Origin of the sequence: Shewanella holmiensis, from assembly GCF_025370255.1 — a bacterium.
GTDB lineage: Bacteria > Pseudomonadota > Gammaproteobacteria > Enterobacterales > Shewanellaceae > Shewanella > Shewanella holmiensis.
Genome location: NZ_JAMTCD010000004.1, coordinates 217,887 through 233,420, shown reverse-complemented (window position 1 = coordinate 233,420; position 15,534 = coordinate 217,887). Strand labels below are relative to the sequence as shown.

Genomic DNA, 15,534 nt, shown 5'->3' with positions numbered 1-15,534 from the left:
GGTAGTCGGTAGTCGGGAGTCGGGAGTCGGGAGTCGGGAGTCGGTAGTCGGTAGTCGGTAGTCGGTAGTCGGTAGTCGGTAGTCGGTAGAAAAAAATAACCCCAGACAAAGTCCGGGGTAAACCAATTAAACTAGGATGATGGTTTCAAAGCTGACATTGTTTTAGTTTGCAATTCAATACCAGCCGTGACTCAAAATTTGCTTGTTAGCGGATTTGTACACATTATTGAAAAGGGGTCATTTCTCAGTAACATGCTTTGGTCAAATCATCTCGAATCAACTGATACCTATTGTATTCAAATAAGAACGAACTGCAACACGTGTAATTTCAAGCTAGCCTAAGTCATTGATAACTACTTTAGAGAAACCTACTAAACAACAAGGGTAAGCAATTGATTCAAAATAAAAAACAAAAAACCGCACACTAGGTTGCGGTTTTGTTTTATTTGTAAAACAATGTTTTTAAAATTACTTACGCAATTTATACAAGTGTTCGAATTTTGTATCCCAGTATGGCGATGTACCAATGTGACCTTTAATGAAGTCAATAAAGGCACTTACCTTGGGAGCAAGATGTTTACGACGAGGGTAAACAGCCTGTAATGGCAAGTTATTGGTTAACTGCCAATCGGGTAACAATGGTACTAATGTGCCATTTTCAATTTCATCTTCCATCAAGTAGCTGGCAAGATAAGCAATACCTAGACCACTTACTGCTGCAGACTTTAACGCTGGCGCATTATCTACACGGAAATTACCTGATACACCAATCTCACAGTAATCTTCGCCTTTTTTGAACTGCCACATGCTGTGTTCATGCCATTCACCCTGATAGACCAAACAGTTGTGATCAACAAGTTGTTCTGGGCGTGAAATATTGCCATGCTTGGCAATGTATTTCGGCGATGCCGCTAGCAAGAACTGACACTTCATCAGCGGACGAGCAACCATCCCTAATGGCAGTTGCTCTGACATGGTTAACAGAAGGTCTAACCCTTCACTGACAACATCGACTTTGTGATCAAGTAAACTAACCTGTAACTCTAGCTCTGGATGTTTTGCCATAAACTCAGGTAGAGCAGGAATGATATGCATGGTACCAAACGATTGTGAAATACCAACCTTCAATACTCCACGGGTGGCATCATTTAAATTATGTACACTGGCTACGGCTTGTTCAGCATCACGCAGTAACTCCTCACCCTGCAAATAAAGTAAGTTTCCTGCTTCAGTCAAACTTAAGCTACGTGTCGTTCGCTGAATAAGTTGAACACCCAGTTTATGCTCTAAATCAGCAACCTGAGTACTCACTTTCGACTTGGAAATACCAAGACGTCTAGCCGCGGCACTGAAACTTCCTGCGCGTGCGACATGGGTAAAAATTGCAATAGGTTCTAAAAGTTCTAACATGAAAGTCGCCTTAAGCTGTTTACGACATTGAAAACGATTTTCGGCAATTTCTTTACTGACCATATTGCCTGTGAATGTCATATCACAGGGTAATCAACTGGCTAGTTCTTTATTTTTACTAAAAAACAGCTAGGTTGAGCGGTAAAGTTACGCCAATTATCCGAAAAACTAACAAAATTTGAGATAACGTGCATTTTTCTTATAATTTTTATGAGTATAACAAAAAACTATCCTATTGCTCTATAATTATAATTGTCAATTTTTTTATCAGAACAAACTTGGCATTAAACAACGCGAGGTGAACAGCTGGGGATGTTAAAAACAAAAAGCCCCTGCACGATTAAACATGCAGGGGAAGGTCAGGTGACAAGCATAAAACGAACAATACTAGGATAAAAATGTGTCGCTAAACCGCTGTTAACAATATAAGCCTATGGTTAAATAAGCCTATGGTTAACTTATTCAGCCAAAGGTTGATCTTGCATAACAGCAAGCGGATATGGCGCTAATTGAGGGATTTCTTTTCTAAGCTGGTTTTCTAACACCATTAACTGTTCAAAATCACCACACACTTTATTCGCTCTCGCTTCTAGCGCCTGAGATTGTGATTCCATCTGGGTTTCAATGTCTTTACCTACATTCTCCATTTTAGTGGCAAATGTATTCATTTTTTCTTCAAATGACCCGCCTTCCGCAGACATAATCTGACTACCCATGCTCATCATCAAGCTGCCAATTGAATTTGAAATAATATTTTCCATTTCCTGTTCAAACTCATCATTAAAGGTTTCTTCTAATGAAGCATCGGTTGAACCAATAAAAAATTTATCGCCATGTTGATATGCCATGGTGTCTACACGCTTTTCAATGCCTGCCATTAACTTATCAATTTGGCTACCTGCTGCGTCACCTAACAACGGCGTAAGCGCCATACTGACGGCTTGTGTTGCCACGTTGACAACCTCACCGACTAAATCTATAACCTCAGGCACTTGGCGAGAAACTTCATCAGAATATTGAGTCAGTAGTTTTTGCTGTTTAGCGTTTAAATTAACGGCTTTACCCTCAACGAATAGCTGCCCCACTTCAACACGGTATTTTTCAGCGCCCTTTTCACTTACCTTTAAAGATTTTGGCTCGACAGTAACATCGTAGTTTAAGGTGACATTGCAGTTTTGATCATTCAAAGACATTTTTGCCATGGCCGGAGTAAATGCACTGGCTGTAAAAATCAAACCTGATAAGGCTATCCCCGTAAGTAACTTTTGCCCAAGTAATGGTGATTGAATTGTACTAGTTGAATGTGATGTGGTTGCTTTATTGTTGTTAGCCATTAGGTAAATCCTTTTTAAAATGATAATCACGTTTAACAGATAACCGCAAAATAGTGGTTTTAAAACAAACAAACCAACTATTTACTCTGTAACTTAACCCCTGGTTTTGTCATTTTGAACACAGAGCGTTAATATTAAATATACTATTTGCACTAAACACTGCATTAAATAATGCACCAAACATGCCAACAACTAAAATAAATTAAAATTCATTAACTTAACAATAAAACGATATATTAAAACCAAAAAACTCCCACGCTGAAATTGCCAAATAAACTACTTATTAGGCATTTTAATCAATGGTTAATTAAGTTAACGACGTAAGAGGATTATCTGGATAAAAACGTTAGAAAATTGAACGTCCTAATTGCTGGCAAAGATGCTCTAACATAGCGGTGCCTGCCAATGAATTCCCATTAGTATCTAATTCTGGCGACCAGACACACACTGACATATCGCCAGGGATCACCGCAATAATACCGCCGCCAACACCACTTTTGCCCGGCATACCCACTCGATAAGCAAATTCACCCGCACCATCATACAAACCTGATGTTGCCAATAACGCGTTTAACTGACGAGTTTGGACAGGAGTGACTAGTTGCTCGCCGGTTAAGGTTTTACCACGGTTTGCCAGATACAGCATCGACTTAGATAAATCAGCACAGTTCATTCGTAAGGCGCAATAATGAAAATAATTTTTCAGTACCGTTTCAACGACGCCATCAAAATTGCCAAATGACTTCATTAAATAGGCGATTGCAGCATTACGCGCACTAAAAGCAAACTCAGAATCAGCAACCACTTTGTCGTATGCAATCGTCGGGTTCATACTGAGTTTACGCACTACCTCTAACATGCGCTGTTTTGGCGCACCGCTTCGGGCTTGCAATAAATCAGCGATCACCAAGGCACCTGCATTTATAAAAGGGTTTCTAGGCTTACCGCGTTCTAACTCAACTTGTACCAGAGAGTTAAATGAATGACCTGAAGGTTCTTTACCTACGCGACTCCAAATTTCATCTTCACGATAAAGATTCAGTGCCAGTGTAAGGCTAAAGACTTTAGAAATAGATTGAATAGAGAAAGGCTCAAGATAATCACCAGCACCGATTGTTTGCCCGTCAACGGTTGTAACAGCAATGGCAAGCTTAGTGTTATCAACATTCGCTAAAGCTGGGATGTAGTCGGCAACTTTACCTTTACCTAAAAGCGGCCTGACACTGTCGACCGCTTGTTGTAGTAACGCTTGGTTTAGCAATTAGCCCCACCAGATATCATATAAAGTAGACGCTTCCACTTCTTTAACTGGTTTGCCTTGCCAAAAACCGGTAACAGCTGCGATATCTTCATCGGTACATTTACCAATGTGCTGAGTGGCGATAATACCTTGCCATTCTTTATGACCACCGCCATGAAAACCTAATTGACGAGGTTCAATCACTTCATCGATAAACTGATCGACTAAACTATCAATATCCTGTTCTGACACAGACTCTTCAAACGTCCACTGGATGTCAAAACCGAACTCTTGGAACTCATCAACACGTAACTTTTTACGTAAACGACGGCTACGATTCTTTGCCATGATTTTTCTCCTAATAGACGTTATTAATCAATACGTTCGAACATTATATCCCAAACACCATGGCCTAAGCGATGGCCACGGGCTTCAAATTTTGTCAAAGGACGGTGATCGGGTCTTTCTACCACTGTGCCTGTTGCTGATTGGTTTTTATAACCAGGGGCAGCTTGCATCACTTCTAGCATATGTTCGCTGTAATTTTCCCAGTCTGTCGCCATATGGAATACGCCACCTACTTTCAGTTTACGGCGAATAAGCTGGACAAATTCTGGCTGAACAATACGACGCTTGTGGTGACGTTTTTTATGCCAAGGATCTGGGAAGAACAACTGCACACGAGCCAAAGAGCCGTCGGCAATACTGTGCTCTAACACTTCCATTGCATCATGGTGATAAACACGCAAGTTAGTGACTTGGGCTTCACCAGCATCAGCCAAACACGCTCCTACTCCAGGCTTATGCACTTCAATGCCAATGTAGTTTAGCTCAGGAGCCGCTTTCGCCATTTGCACTAAAGATGCGCCCATACCGAAACCGATCTCTAAAACCGTGTCGGCTTCGCGGCCAAATACCTGAGTTAAATCTAAAGCTTCAGGACTATAATCAAGTCCCATTGTTGGCCAGTGTGATTCAATAGCTTGTGATTGCCCTTTCGTTAAACGGCCTTCACGTAATACAAAGCTTCTGATTTTACGAAGGTACTTACCTTCTTCATTAAATTCAGCTGTGGTAACGTCGCTCATTTTCGCCTCTTTATTACAATTATGCGTTTAAAAAACGACTCTATTTGTAATAGTTAATCTTAAAATTTTATTTCAGCCCCGTAGTATACCTAATCTGCTAACAATTGTTTATATAAACCTTGTTTGATTTATTGCCTATCGCTACACTGCGAGGATGAAAAAAGTATCCTCTTTCGCTGAGCGAATCATCGCTTGGTATGACATTCACGGGCGTAAAAAGCTGCCGTGGCAAATAGATAAAACCCCATATAGCGTATGGGTTTCTGAGATCATGTTGCAACAAACCCAAGTTGCAACTGTTATCCCTTATTACCAAAAATTTATGGCACGGTTTCCAACGGTTGTTGATTTGGCTAATGCTGACCAAGATGAAGTACTGCATCTTTGGACTGGGCTAGGTTATTACGCCAGAGCACGTAACCTTCATAAAGCAGCAATTCATATCCGAGATGAATTTGCCGGTGTTTTTCCAACCAAGTTTGAACAGGTATTAGCTTTATCAGGCATTGGGCGATCAACGGCTGGTGCGGTGTTATCTTTATCTCTTGGGCAACACCACCCAATTTTAGATGGTAACGTAAAGCGAGTGCTTGCCCGCCATGGTGCCATTGATGGCTGGCCAGGACAAAAAAACGTTGAGCAAACTTTATGGGATTTAACCGATAAGTTAACCCCTATAAAAGAGGTACAAAAATACAATCAAGCCATGATGGATTTAGGTGCCAGTATTTGCAGTCGTAGTAAACCACAATGTTCAAACTGTCCTGTGGCAATTGATTGCCAAGCCCAGCTAAGCGGTAACCAACATCTGTATCCAGGTAAAAAGCCGAAAAAAACCATCCCAACAAAGCAAGCCTGGATGCTTGTGATGCTGCATCAAGGACAAGTGCAATTAATTCAACGTCCACCCGCAGGAATATGGGGGGGATTATGGTGTTTCCCACAATTTGATGATCAAGCATCTATTGAACACTATGCCCAAAAGCACCAGTTAATTAAATCTGCTATCGACTTAGTCGGATTTAGGCATACTTTTAGTCATTTTCACTTAGATATTACCCCTATTTTAGTCGTCGTCGAACATCAAGAATTATGCTTTTCAACAGCGGATATTAATGGGGTGATGGAACAAACGCCACCACTCTGGTATAACATCATCCATCCAGCCAAAGTCGGTTTAGCCGCAGCAACTGAAAAGATTTTAGCCAATCTTGCTGCTGAATTAGCTAAACACCCCGATAATGTCGCTGCCCCAATACACGTTAAGGAGTAAACATGTCTCGCACTGTAGAATGCGTTCATTTAAATAAATCAGCTGACGGCTTAGACTTCCAACTTTACCCAGGTGCCTTAGGTAAACGTATTTTTGACAATATCAGCAAAGAAGCATGGGGGTTGTGGCAAAAAAAGCAAACCATGCTTATCAACGAGAAAAAACTTAACATGATGAATGTTGAAGATCGTCAATTTCTTGAAGAACAAATGACTAACTTTTTATTTGAAGGCAAAGATGTAGAAATTGAAGGCTATGTTCCTCCTTCAGAAGATTAATCATCTCATTTAGCATAAAAGCCTAAGTGACAATTAAAGGATAAGTGTTTCGCTTATCCTTTTTTATCCTTCATAGTGGTGATAGACAAGGCAAGCTTAAAAACTCGGGTTAAGATCATTCAATTTTAGTCGCTTAGACTTGAACCCGCCTTAAGTAACTCACTAGTATAAGGAACCGCATGTTTAGCCTACCTAATTTAAATAAGACTCTATTCAAGCTGGGTTATTTAACAATGACCTTATGCAGTTTTCAGACATTTGCCGAAACGCCCTCTGCCACAAAAAATCATCCTATCGAAGTAAAATATGCTGATACACCAGTTAATATCGATGGCAAACCAGAGAGTTTGTGGGACAACGCCCCTTGGTTAGCAATCGATCAGCTTATTCTTGGTGTAAAACCAGTATTGGGTGACTTTAGTGGACGTTATAAATTATTGTGGCGTGAAGATAAACTGTATCTACTGGCTGAAATTGTTGACGATGTTTTGTTCGATAAAACTGCCGATCCGACCAAGTTATATTGGGATGATGATTGTCTTGAGTTATTTATTGACCAGGATGCGTCTGGCGGCGAGCATCAATTTAATCACAATGCATTTGCTTATCATGTTGCACTAGACAATCAAGTTGCCGACTTCAATTCATCTCAACAGGCGCAAACCTTTAACCAACACGTTTATAGCCGCTGGCAGCGAGATACGGACCATCCTGAGGTTATCTATTGGGAGCTTGCCATTAATGTTTTTCCTGACTCTTACAATGACAAACTCGCGGCAGATGATAAGTTACAGGCATTAGCCGTCACCTTGCAGCTTGGTGATATTATCGGATTTATGCTGGCCTATTGTGATAACGATGGTTCAGCCGAACGTGAAAGTTTTGTCGGTTCGCATAGCATCACCCCAATCAATGGTGACAAAAATTTAGGTTATAAAACAGCTGATGTTTTCGGTAAAATTAAACTGATTAAATAACCTCAGCTTGGGATGATAAGGCAGACTTAGATTGAGCTCAAACGATGTTGAGTTAACACGAAAGTTTATGGCCTTATCCACTCAAAATACCCATAACAAAAACCGCCATTAATGATAATGGCGGTTTTTTGTTAATATCATCGGTTAATAAGCTAAATAACCTGAACTCTGGATAACAACTTGCTTTCTAGAGGCTATTTTTTACTGAAAACTGTGTTAACTTTGTTTGCAATAGGCCAGCTATTGACGCACAAATTTGCCTTGTTCTAAGAAAAAATATCTCTCTAAAATACATGGGTTAGATATATGTTATTTAATTTCATACATTTAGCTAATCTCTTATCCAGAGTTCAGGTTAAATAATGCGAATGACTTATTCCCGAGTTAAATCAATCGCGAGCTATTTTTTAATCCCTTCAACAACCAACTCAAGCTCAACATTCGCTGAAGCAGGGCCTAAATCCATTTTCATCCCGTAGTCTTTCATTTTAAAAGTGGTTGTACCGGTAAAGCCTGCGCGGTATCCGCCCCAAGGATCATCGCCTTCACCTATCATTACAGCATCAATCGCCAACGGTTTAGTGACTCCGTTAAAAGTAAAATCGCCATTAACAACAAACTTACCATCACCTTTATCTTGTACCGAAGTTGATTTAAAGCTCGCTTTTGGAAATTTTGCCGTATTTAAAAAATCAGGGCTACGTAAATGCTTGTCACGTTCAGCATGGTTAGAATCAACGCTGTCGGTGTTGATATCAACATTGATACTCGCCTGTTCAACTTTGCTGGCATCAAAGCTAAAGTCACCGCTAAAGTCATTAAAGCGTCCCATAACAAAGCTATAGCCTAAATGGCTTACTTTAAATTGGATAAACGCATGAGCACCTTGGGTGTCGATAACATAGTCTGCTGCGTTTACGGTATTGGCAACAAACATTGGCGCTAACATGGCAGAGCTCATTACGGCTGCTATTAAGTGTTTTTTCATTGTTAATCCTTCCTATAGGTTAATGACTTTATGTATTGAGATAACTGTTTATGTGTGACTGAGCGTAACCGATATAATCAAGCAGATTAATATTTGCTTGTTAACAGATTAAACGTCTCTGCCAATTAACGCTTAATACGTAACATACGGATTAAGGTTGAATCTTTGTCTATAAAATGATGCTTTAACGCACCTGCGGCATGGATGATCACCAAACCTATCAAACTATATGCTGCATATTGATGAAATAAACCCGCAAGGTCGGCTTGATCATCAAACAATTCACCCACTGCAGGAAATTGAAACCAATTAAATACCCAAATTGCTCGACCATCTGCAGTAGAAATTAAAATGCCAGAAACCATAATGGACAGCATCAAAAGATAAATAATGCGATGAGCCCAATGAGCACTTTGTTGCTCCCACTGCTTGTGCGTTGCAACTGCTGCCGGCTTTATTGCAATAAACCGCCATAACACTCTGAGTATGGTGATAAGTAACAATAGGATCCCGACACTTTTATGAATATCGGGTGCTGTTTTATACCAGCTGCTGTAATAGGTTAAATCAACCATCCAAAAACCAAGCGCAAACAAACCTATAACGGTTACTGCTGATATCCAATGAATGAAAATGGTGATTAACCCATATCCAGCAGGACTATTGTTAAACATGACTACCCCTTTAATGTGACTTTTGATGCGTTAACACCATGTGAAACAGTTTACTTACTATTTAGTAAAGATAAATCAGTAAAAATAGCCAATATCTTTCTAAAAAATAGAAGTATTGAGTATTTATACTCTTACTACAGCTTCATACGGGACTTTAAAGACTCCTTTGGTTTAAAAAATACACTTTATTGTTCTAAAAACCATCTACTCAGCTAAAAAAACGTCATCGTGGCTAGAATGTGAGCGAACGAGTAAAAAGTTTTTAAAAACTACTTGCACGATAAAAACCATCCCTATATTATGTGCGCACTCCAGACGAGACAGGCATTACACTGTAAGCCAATTGAATCTGAAGTAGATAACTAACACTTAGTTTAGTTGCCCGAATAGCTCAGTCGGTAGAGCAGAGGATTGAAAATCCTCGTGTCCCTGGTTCGATTCCGGGTTCGGGCACCACAATTTAGCCGGCATAGCTCAGTTGGTAGAGCAACTGACTTGTAATCAGTAGGTCCCGAGTTCGACTCTTGGTGCCGGCACCATAAAAAACAAAAAAGCCACTCAATGAGTGGCTTTTTTGTATCTGCAATTTGTCTATATTTCTAATATTCCCCACATTAAACAGCTCAGTTTTAACCGTTAATAAACTGCTCGAATGGGATAACTCACCCTTACGATTAAAAGATCACTATCAGCACCAATACCAATACCAATACCAATAAATCGTGCACAAGTTTGAGGATGTTCAATAATTTCAGTGGTAATGAAGTTAGCCTCGACTCAGGCTTAGGCTTAGGCTTAGGGATAAGCAAACAGTATTTTATTGATATTCAATCTTTTAAAGCAAAACATGAGTGGTGTACTGATAACGAGCAGAATTACCTCATCAAGGTCTTAACTGCTGCAAGTAAATTCAACACGGTTAGTGGCGCAAGAAACAGGTTGATATGTATTTAATATCCCATACCGAGGTTGAGGTAATGGCTACCACCATTCACAGCCAAATTAACACCTACAAATAAACACCTATGAGGTGCGCTTAATACGATAAGCCATATAACCTCCTAGACATTACGCTATTCAGAACAAAAAAAGCCGCTCACGATCAGTGAGCGGCTTTCATAAAATAATTGATGCTGATTAAGCTAAAGCACAAGGCTCAATTTATTGCTTACTTCCAACTTTTCATTTTATGCCCTTTTACGGCATAAAATAATATAAACAGATAACATGGGAACATCACCATGTAGCCGCCTTGCATACCAAGCGAGGTGGCTGAACTAGTTAAGCCCCAAAATAGTGGGCCAAACGCCCCGCCAGCAATCCCCATAATCAATAACGCTGAGCCTGTACTGGTTAACTTGCCCATACCAGACAAGGCTAGAGGCCATACAGCAGGCCATACGATAGCATTCGCTAAACCCAAGAAAGCAATCATTAATAGCGTATCAGGTAACTGTGCGCCACCAAATGGAACTAATAATAAGTCAGCGATGACGTATGATTGGCTATCACCAAACACAATACCTGCAGTTAATAATAAGCCTAAAACCGCACTCACCATTAATGCATTTGGTTGTGAGATAAAGCGAGGAATGCAGATAATGCCGAGAGTATAACCAAGCACCATACAAAGCATGGTGTATGATGTCATCACACCATAGTTTTCAACGCCTAAGGTCAGTGCAAAAGTACCAATGGTGTCACCGGCAATCACTTCAACTGCAACGTATACAAATAACGCCACTACGCCTAGTGCAAGATTAGGATGCGATAAAGCTTGTTTAATTTGACCCTTTTCAGAACCCTGCTCTTCTTGCTCTTTTTCTAATTCTGGTAACGGAGACTTTTTAACTGCAAAAGCTAAGATACCGATAAAGATAGCCATACCAAGATATGGATAAATAAGGCTATTGGCCATTTCATCAATTTGAATTTGAGTTAGCTCGGTACCTACGCGGTCTTTGAAGCTATCAAGAATCAATGCCGTAAACACCATTGGCGCGATAACACCTGCACCTTTATTCAAAATTCCCATCACGCTAACACGGGCTGCGGCAGACTCTTCAGGCCCTAAGCGAACCACATATGGATTTACTGCGGTTTGCAGTAGCGTTTGCCCTGTACCCATAACTAGCTGTGCCAATAAAAACAACACAAAGATTTGGGTTTGCGCAGCAGGTATAAATAGTAGGCCTGCGATCATCATGATACCCATGCCTAGCGCCATACCATTTTTATAGCCAACTTTGCGGATAACCCAAGCGGATGGTAACGCGGTAAAGGTTACTGCAATGTAAAATGAAAACAGGATGAGTGAAGCTTGGAAAGGAGTAAGTTGAAGAATTTGTTTAAGATATGGCATCAAAGAGCCATTCAGCCATGTTGCAAAGCCGAGAATAAAAAACAGAACCGCGACAATTGCCATCGGTACTAAGCTACTTTTAGATTGTTCTTTCGTTGCTGTCATTTCCATAAACCTGCTCATTATTTTATTTATAGGGTCTTTGCGGTTTGTTTGGCCATGATGTGAATTGAGTCACATTGACCAACTTATTCGATAGTAGAACAATTCAACCACTAAGACAACGCTGTCATTTACAACTAAAGCATAAAAAACTCTGTCTTTAATTTAAATTCGAATAAATATTTTACGGCGATACATCCATAATAATATTAGCCATTGCACTGTGATAAAACCTATCACACTAACAAGTTGTTGAGCTGAATCAGGAAAAGCTTGGATTACGCCGCCAAACATACTGCGAGTAATATAATGCCAGTCGATTAAACTCGAACCTAAGTAAACGATGATGGCGTTTGTGCCAATGACAACGAATACAAAAGCCCATTTTTGCCATTTAAGCACATCAATCACTGCATAAAATAAGGCTAAAAAGAGTAAACTCCACCCAGACGTGACCAACACAAAGCTACTGCTCCAAAGGTCTTTATTAACAGGGATAATAGGATTTAATAACCAGCCAAGTGCCAATAACACAAGGCCACTCAGCGTCATAATCAATACTTTTGCCCAATCCCCTTTGGGGTGTTGTTTAACAATAAACTGACCGACAAACACACCAATTAATGCATTGACCACTGCAGGAATAGTTGAGAGCACACCTTCAGGATCTAATGGTCTGTTTTGATAGGCTATGCCTGGACGTAATAATCCATCAATGTAAGCATTAATACTGCCATCCATAGTAAATATTCCTGCTTGTCCGCCAGGAAACGGCATAAAGCATAGTAACAACGAATAACCGACTAATAACCCGATGGTTGTTATTATCTGAGTGCGTAATGAAGTGTGCCATACCAAAAATGCTGCAAAGAACCATGCAAATCCAATGCGCGCTAATACACTCGAAAAACGTACTTGTTCAGGATCAACAGGAACGCCCGTCCCCCAACCATGGTTATAAAGCACACCCAAGCCAATCAATAATGCTAAACGCTTAAACGCATGACGATACAAAGGCATTCGTTGTTGTAATGGCAGTTTATCTAATCGTTTAGGAGATAAACCTAATGCGACACCAGAAAGAAATATAAATAGTGGAAAAATAAGATCATACAATGTGAACCCATGCCACTGACTATGAAGCATTTGTCCGGCGGCTATTTGCCAACCAGCCCACCCCGTCAAAGCAAACATAGCTGCAAACAACCCTTCCCCACCAATAATCCAAAACATGTCAAAGCCACGTAAAGCATCGAGTGACATTAATCTTGGCTTACTGGGTTTATCTTGCTTTACTTCTCTGTTTGCAGCGGCTTCGGCAGACATTACGGCCCCTATTGTTATTATATTTTGGAACATTTGCTGGCTTAAATTGGCAGCCTATTTTGCAAATACTATTTTGCCACCTATGTAGGTTCTGCTAACTTGATTTGCGCTATTTAACAGTACCAAATCAGCTTTAAATCCTGGTTTCACTACCCCTAAGGATTTTTCTAAACCAAGGAATTGCGCCGGATACATTGATGCCATACGCAGCGCCTCATCATGGGATAGTCCTAACATTGTAACGCTATTATTTACCGCGCCAACCATATCAAGCACACAACCCGCTAACTCACCCGTAGAGGCATTAAGACGATCCCCCTGACGCACAACTTTAATGCCAAATAATTCAAAACTTGCGTCTTCACTCATACCGACGGGAGGCATGGCATCGGTCACTAACATCATTTTTCCGCGCGGTTTAGCATTAATTGCCACTTTTGCGGCTGCGCTGTGTACATGGTGTCCATCAACAATCAAACCACACCATGAATCCTGATTTTCAAGTGCTGCGCCGACCATACCCGGTTCACGAGAGCCCAGAGGTGACATAGCATTGAATAAATGAGTGAACCCGCTAGCGCCTGCATCTAATGCGGCTACCACAGTGTCATAGTCGGCATTAGAATGACCAAGGCATACACGCACGCCAGCTTTTACTAATGACTTAATCACCTGAGTAGAGACATTCTCTGGCGCTAAAGTGACCACTTTAATCCCCAAATCTTGACGACTGAAGATAGCTAATTCTTCATCACTGATTTTGCGAATAAACTGCTGTGGATGAACACCTTTTTTAGGAACGCTTAAATGCGGGCCTTCAAAATGTACACCTAATACCCCGGCTTTATTATGTTTAATCGCTTCAGCTACAGCGTCTGCAGCCTTAGCCATTACTGAAACATCGTCGGTAATTAACGTAGGTAAAAAACCCGTTGTTCCAAAGCGGGCGTGGGCGCGACCAATGGTTTCAATACATTCAACGCTAGGTAGGTCGTTAAACAATGCGCCACCACCGCCATTAACTTGCACATCGACAAATCCTGGCACAAGTGTTCCAGCAAGATGATTAACAATGTTAGGGTCGGTATCAACTACGTTTGCAGCTGCGGTAACCGCTGTAATCTTGCCAGCTTCAATGGTTACTGCCATGTTTTGATGAAATGCTTCACCATCAAATAGTCGCTCAACAATCAGGATTTGTTTCATAATACTCTCGTTTTAATTCTTAATTTTTCTTTGACGTTACAGTGTTTGAGTCACTTTTTTCAAGCCTGTTGGCGGGTCAGGGTTTATGCCTAGGGCGATAGCGACTGCTGCTGCATTGATATAAAAGCTTGACTGCTTGGCACAATACTTGTGGAAGAGCTCCAATTACTTCAGCTAACACAAGTATTTAATAGCTGAGCAATTTCATCTGCTGCAATGTGAGCTGCTTATTCCATGATGGTCTTCATTGTCATTGTCACCCTTACTACACTATAAGTATGCAGTGCCTAATAAGTTAATCGAAAAATGGTAAGTTAGAAAACTTACCATTAATGTAATTATGCGACTGACTCTGCTGAATATTGCTGCTGAGCAAACAAACATGCACCAAACTCTGGTGGCGATAGTGAAGGGGAAACTTTTATAGCAACGTCATCATCTAACCAAGTTAATAATGGCTCAGCTAGACCACCAATCATAGAAAAACGACTAGGGTTAATGGTAAATAATCTTCTTGCCAGCTCACTGATATAAGCAGCACCTTCTTTGACGATAGCAATGGCTACTTCATCGCCTTCGTGCGCAGTAGCTAACACAATGCGAGCAAGTTTTGCATAAACACTCGATGATTTACCTGCAAGGTTTTCGACGATACCAATTGCATCATCAACTTCAAAGTAGGCAAGCAATTTATCGGTTAACGCGGTTTCACAGGCGAAACCGTCAAGTGCTAACAACGCATGTTCAGCGGCTTTAAGCCCTAACCATGCGCCACTGCCTTTATCCCCTAATGCAAAACCATGACCACCTAGACTAATGCTTTGATGGCCAACATGTGCATATCCACATGAACCAGTTCCGGTAATAATGACGGCACCATCTGCACCATTATGCGCCCCAATACAAGCCGTATGCAGATCGGTTGTTAAATACATCGATTTGAAAGGGTGCTGCCAATTTGAAATTTGATCGTAAAAATGACCAACATTGACACCAGCAAGACCCAAACCGGCGACAAGTTGGCTACATGCTTCAGGAGGTAGACCCGCGTCGGCTAAAGCAAGCTGAGTGGATTCAGTAATTGATTGAAAAGTTTGTTCTAAACCATGTAATGGATTTGCTCGGCCTGAAACACCTGTGCCTATTTGCTTATGGTCTTGAGTATAAATGGTTGCACGGCATTTACTGCCACCGCCATCGATGCCAATGTAAAGCTGCGAATTGCTAAGCTGATTCTCACCCATGACTTTCCTCTCGGTATTCAGTTTAAGGTCGC

General features: G+C 40.8%; 14 protein-coding genes and 2 tRNA genes. 5 read left to right on the top strand and 11 right to left on the bottom strand.

Annotation, left to right across the window (positions count from 1 at the left end):
• Positions 1-468: 468 nt before the first annotated feature.
• From NE535_RS05260 to trmB, 5 genes are all read right to left on the bottom strand, one after another.
• Positions 469-1,410: a LysR family transcriptional regulator gene (locus NE535_RS05260; RefSeq protein ID WP_188841233.1), complete on the bottom strand. Its 942-nt coding sequence runs from the start codon at positions 1,408-1,410 to the stop codon at positions 469-471.
• Positions 1,411-1,868: 458 nt separating this feature from the next.
• A complete protein-coding gene (locus tag NE535_RS05255; RefSeq protein ID WP_261297613.1) occupies positions 1,869-2,744 on the bottom strand; it encodes a YggN family protein in 876 nt (291 codons plus the stop codon).
• A 346-nt stretch (positions 2,745-3,090) separates the two neighbouring features.
• A complete protein-coding gene (glsB, locus tag NE535_RS05250; protein WP_261297612.1) occupies positions 3,091-4,005 on the bottom strand; it encodes a glutaminase B in 915 nt (304 codons plus the stop codon).
• A complete protein-coding gene (locus NE535_RS05245; RefSeq protein ID WP_261297611.1) occupies positions 4,006-4,332 on the bottom strand; it encodes a 50S ribosome-binding protein YggL in 327 nt (108 codons plus the stop codon). It abuts the gene before it with no gap.
• Positions 4,333-4,355: 23 nt separating this feature from the next.
• On the bottom strand, positions 4,356-5,072 hold the full coding sequence (gene trmB, locus NE535_RS05240) for a tRNA (guanosine(46)-N7)-methyltransferase TrmB (protein WP_261297610.1): 717 nt from the start codon (positions 5,070-5,072) through the stop codon (positions 4,356-4,358).
• A 154-nt stretch (positions 5,073-5,226) separates the two neighbouring features.
• Here trmB and mutY point away from each other — a divergent pair, with 154 nt between their 5' ends.
• The 3 genes from mutY (at position 5,227) to NE535_RS05225 (ending at position 7,600) form a co-directional block, all read left to right on the top strand.
• Positions 5,227-6,345 carry an A/G-specific adenine glycosylase gene (gene mutY, locus NE535_RS05235; protein ID WP_261297609.1) on the top strand — a complete coding sequence of 373 codons (1,119 nt, stop codon included), beginning with the start codon at positions 5,227-5,229 and terminating at the stop codon, positions 6,343-6,345.
• Positions 6,346-6,347: 2 nt separating this feature from the next.
• The gene (locus NE535_RS05230; protein ID WP_261297608.1) at positions 6,348-6,623 is read left to right on the top strand and encodes an oxidative damage protection protein; all 276 of its coding nucleotides are present in this window, start codon (positions 6,348-6,350) and stop codon (positions 6,621-6,623) included.
• Between the two features lie 179 nt (positions 6,624-6,802).
• Positions 6,803-7,600: a CBM9 family sugar-binding protein gene (locus NE535_RS05225; RefSeq protein WP_261297607.1), complete on the top strand. Its 798-nt coding sequence runs from the start codon at positions 6,803-6,805 to the stop codon at positions 7,598-7,600.
• Between the two features lie 400 nt (positions 7,601-8,000).
• Here the strand turns inward: NE535_RS05225 and NE535_RS05220 are convergent, their stop codons facing one another.
• Both NE535_RS05220 and NE535_RS05215 read right to left on the bottom strand, forming a co-directional pair.
• Positions 8,001-8,588, bottom strand: coding sequence for a YceI family protein (locus tag NE535_RS05220; protein WP_261297606.1), 588 nt, complete (start codon positions 8,586-8,588; stop codon positions 8,001-8,003).
• 125 nt (positions 8,589-8,713) lie between these two features.
• Positions 8,714-9,262, bottom strand: a complete 549-nt coding sequence (locus NE535_RS05215; protein WP_261297605.1) for a cytochrome b — start codon at positions 9,260-9,262, stop codon at positions 8,714-8,716.
• Between the two features lie 380 nt (positions 9,263-9,642).
• Between NE535_RS05215 and NE535_RS05210 the strand changes: the two genes are divergently transcribed.
• Positions 9,643-9,718: transfer RNA gene (locus NE535_RS05210), tRNA-Phe, on the top strand.
• A gap of 7 nt (positions 9,719-9,725) precedes the next feature.
• Positions 9,726-9,801 (top strand) — tRNA-Thr (locus NE535_RS05205).
• 629 nt (positions 9,802-10,430) lie between these two features.
• On the opposite strand, the gene nagP is transcribed toward NE535_RS05205, so the two are convergent.
• The 4 genes from nagP to nagK form a co-directional block, all read right to left on the bottom strand.
• Entirely contained in the window at positions 10,431-11,729 is a 1,299-nt protein-coding gene (gene nagP, locus NE535_RS05200; RefSeq protein WP_261297604.1) for an N-acetylglucosamine MFS transporter NagP, read from the bottom strand.
• 162 nt (positions 11,730-11,891) lie between these two features.
• On the bottom strand, positions 11,892-13,052 hold the full coding sequence (nagX, locus tag NE535_RS05195; protein WP_261297603.1) for a transmembrane glucosamine N-acetyltransferase NagX: 1,161 nt from the start codon (positions 13,050-13,052) through the stop codon (positions 11,892-11,894).
• A gap of 54 nt (positions 13,053-13,106) precedes the next feature.
• Positions 13,107-14,258 (bottom strand): N-acetylglucosamine-6-phosphate deacetylase, encoded by a 1,152-nt coding sequence (gene nagA / locus NE535_RS05190; RefSeq protein WP_261297602.1) that lies wholly within the window; start codon positions 14,256-14,258, stop codon positions 13,107-13,109.
• Between the two features lie 338 nt (positions 14,259-14,596).
• Positions 14,597-15,502, bottom strand: coding sequence for an N-acetylglucosamine kinase (gene nagK / locus NE535_RS05185; protein ID WP_261297601.1), 906 nt, complete (start codon positions 15,500-15,502; stop codon positions 14,597-14,599).
• Positions 15,503-15,534 lie beyond the last annotated feature (32 nt).

Excerpts from the sequence above, each read along its gene's own strand:
- NE535_RS05260 (WP_188841233.1), bottom strand. The coding sequence starts at position 1,410 with ATGTTAGAACTTTTAGAACCTATTGCAATTTTTACCCATGTCGCACGC.
- NE535_RS05255 (WP_261297613.1), bottom strand. The coding sequence starts at position 2,744 with ATGGCTAACAACAATAAAGCAACCACATCACATTCAACTAGTACAATT.
- NE535_RS05245 (WP_261297611.1), bottom strand. The coding sequence starts at position 4,332 with ATGGCAAAGAATCGTAGCCGTCGTTTACGTAAAAAGTTACGTGTTGAT.
- trmB (WP_261297610.1), bottom strand. The coding sequence starts at position 5,072 with ATGAGCGACGTTACCACAGCTGAATTTAATGAAGAAGGTAAGTACCTT.
- mutY (WP_261297609.1), top strand. The coding sequence starts at position 5,227 with ATGAAAAAAGTATCCTCTTTCGCTGAGCGAATCATCGCTTGGTATGAC.
- NE535_RS05230 (WP_261297608.1), top strand. The coding sequence starts at position 6,348 with ATGTCTCGCACTGTAGAATGCGTTCATTTAAATAAATCAGCTGACGGC.
- NE535_RS05225 (WP_261297607.1), top strand. The coding sequence starts at position 6,803 with ATGTTTAGCCTACCTAATTTAAATAAGACTCTATTCAAGCTGGGTTAT.
- NE535_RS05220 (WP_261297606.1), bottom strand. The coding sequence starts at position 8,588 with ATGAAAAAACACTTAATAGCAGCCGTAATGAGCTCTGCCATGTTAGCG.
- NE535_RS05215 (WP_261297605.1), bottom strand. The coding sequence starts at position 9,262 with ATGTTTAACAATAGTCCTGCTGGATATGGGTTAATCACCATTTTCATT.
- nagP (WP_261297604.1), bottom strand. The coding sequence starts at position 11,729 with ATGACAGCAACGAAAGAACAATCTAAAAGTAGCTTAGTACCGATGGCA.
- nagX (WP_261297603.1), bottom strand. The coding sequence starts at position 13,052 with ATGTCTGCCGAAGCCGCTGCAAACAGAGAAGTAAAGCAAGATAAACCC.
- nagA (WP_261297602.1), bottom strand. The coding sequence starts at position 14,258 with ATGAAACAAATCCTGATTGTTGAGCGACTATTTGATGGTGAAGCATTT.
- nagK (WP_261297601.1), bottom strand. The coding sequence starts at position 15,502 with ATGGGTGAGAATCAGCTTAGCAATTCGCAGCTTTACATTGGCATCGAT.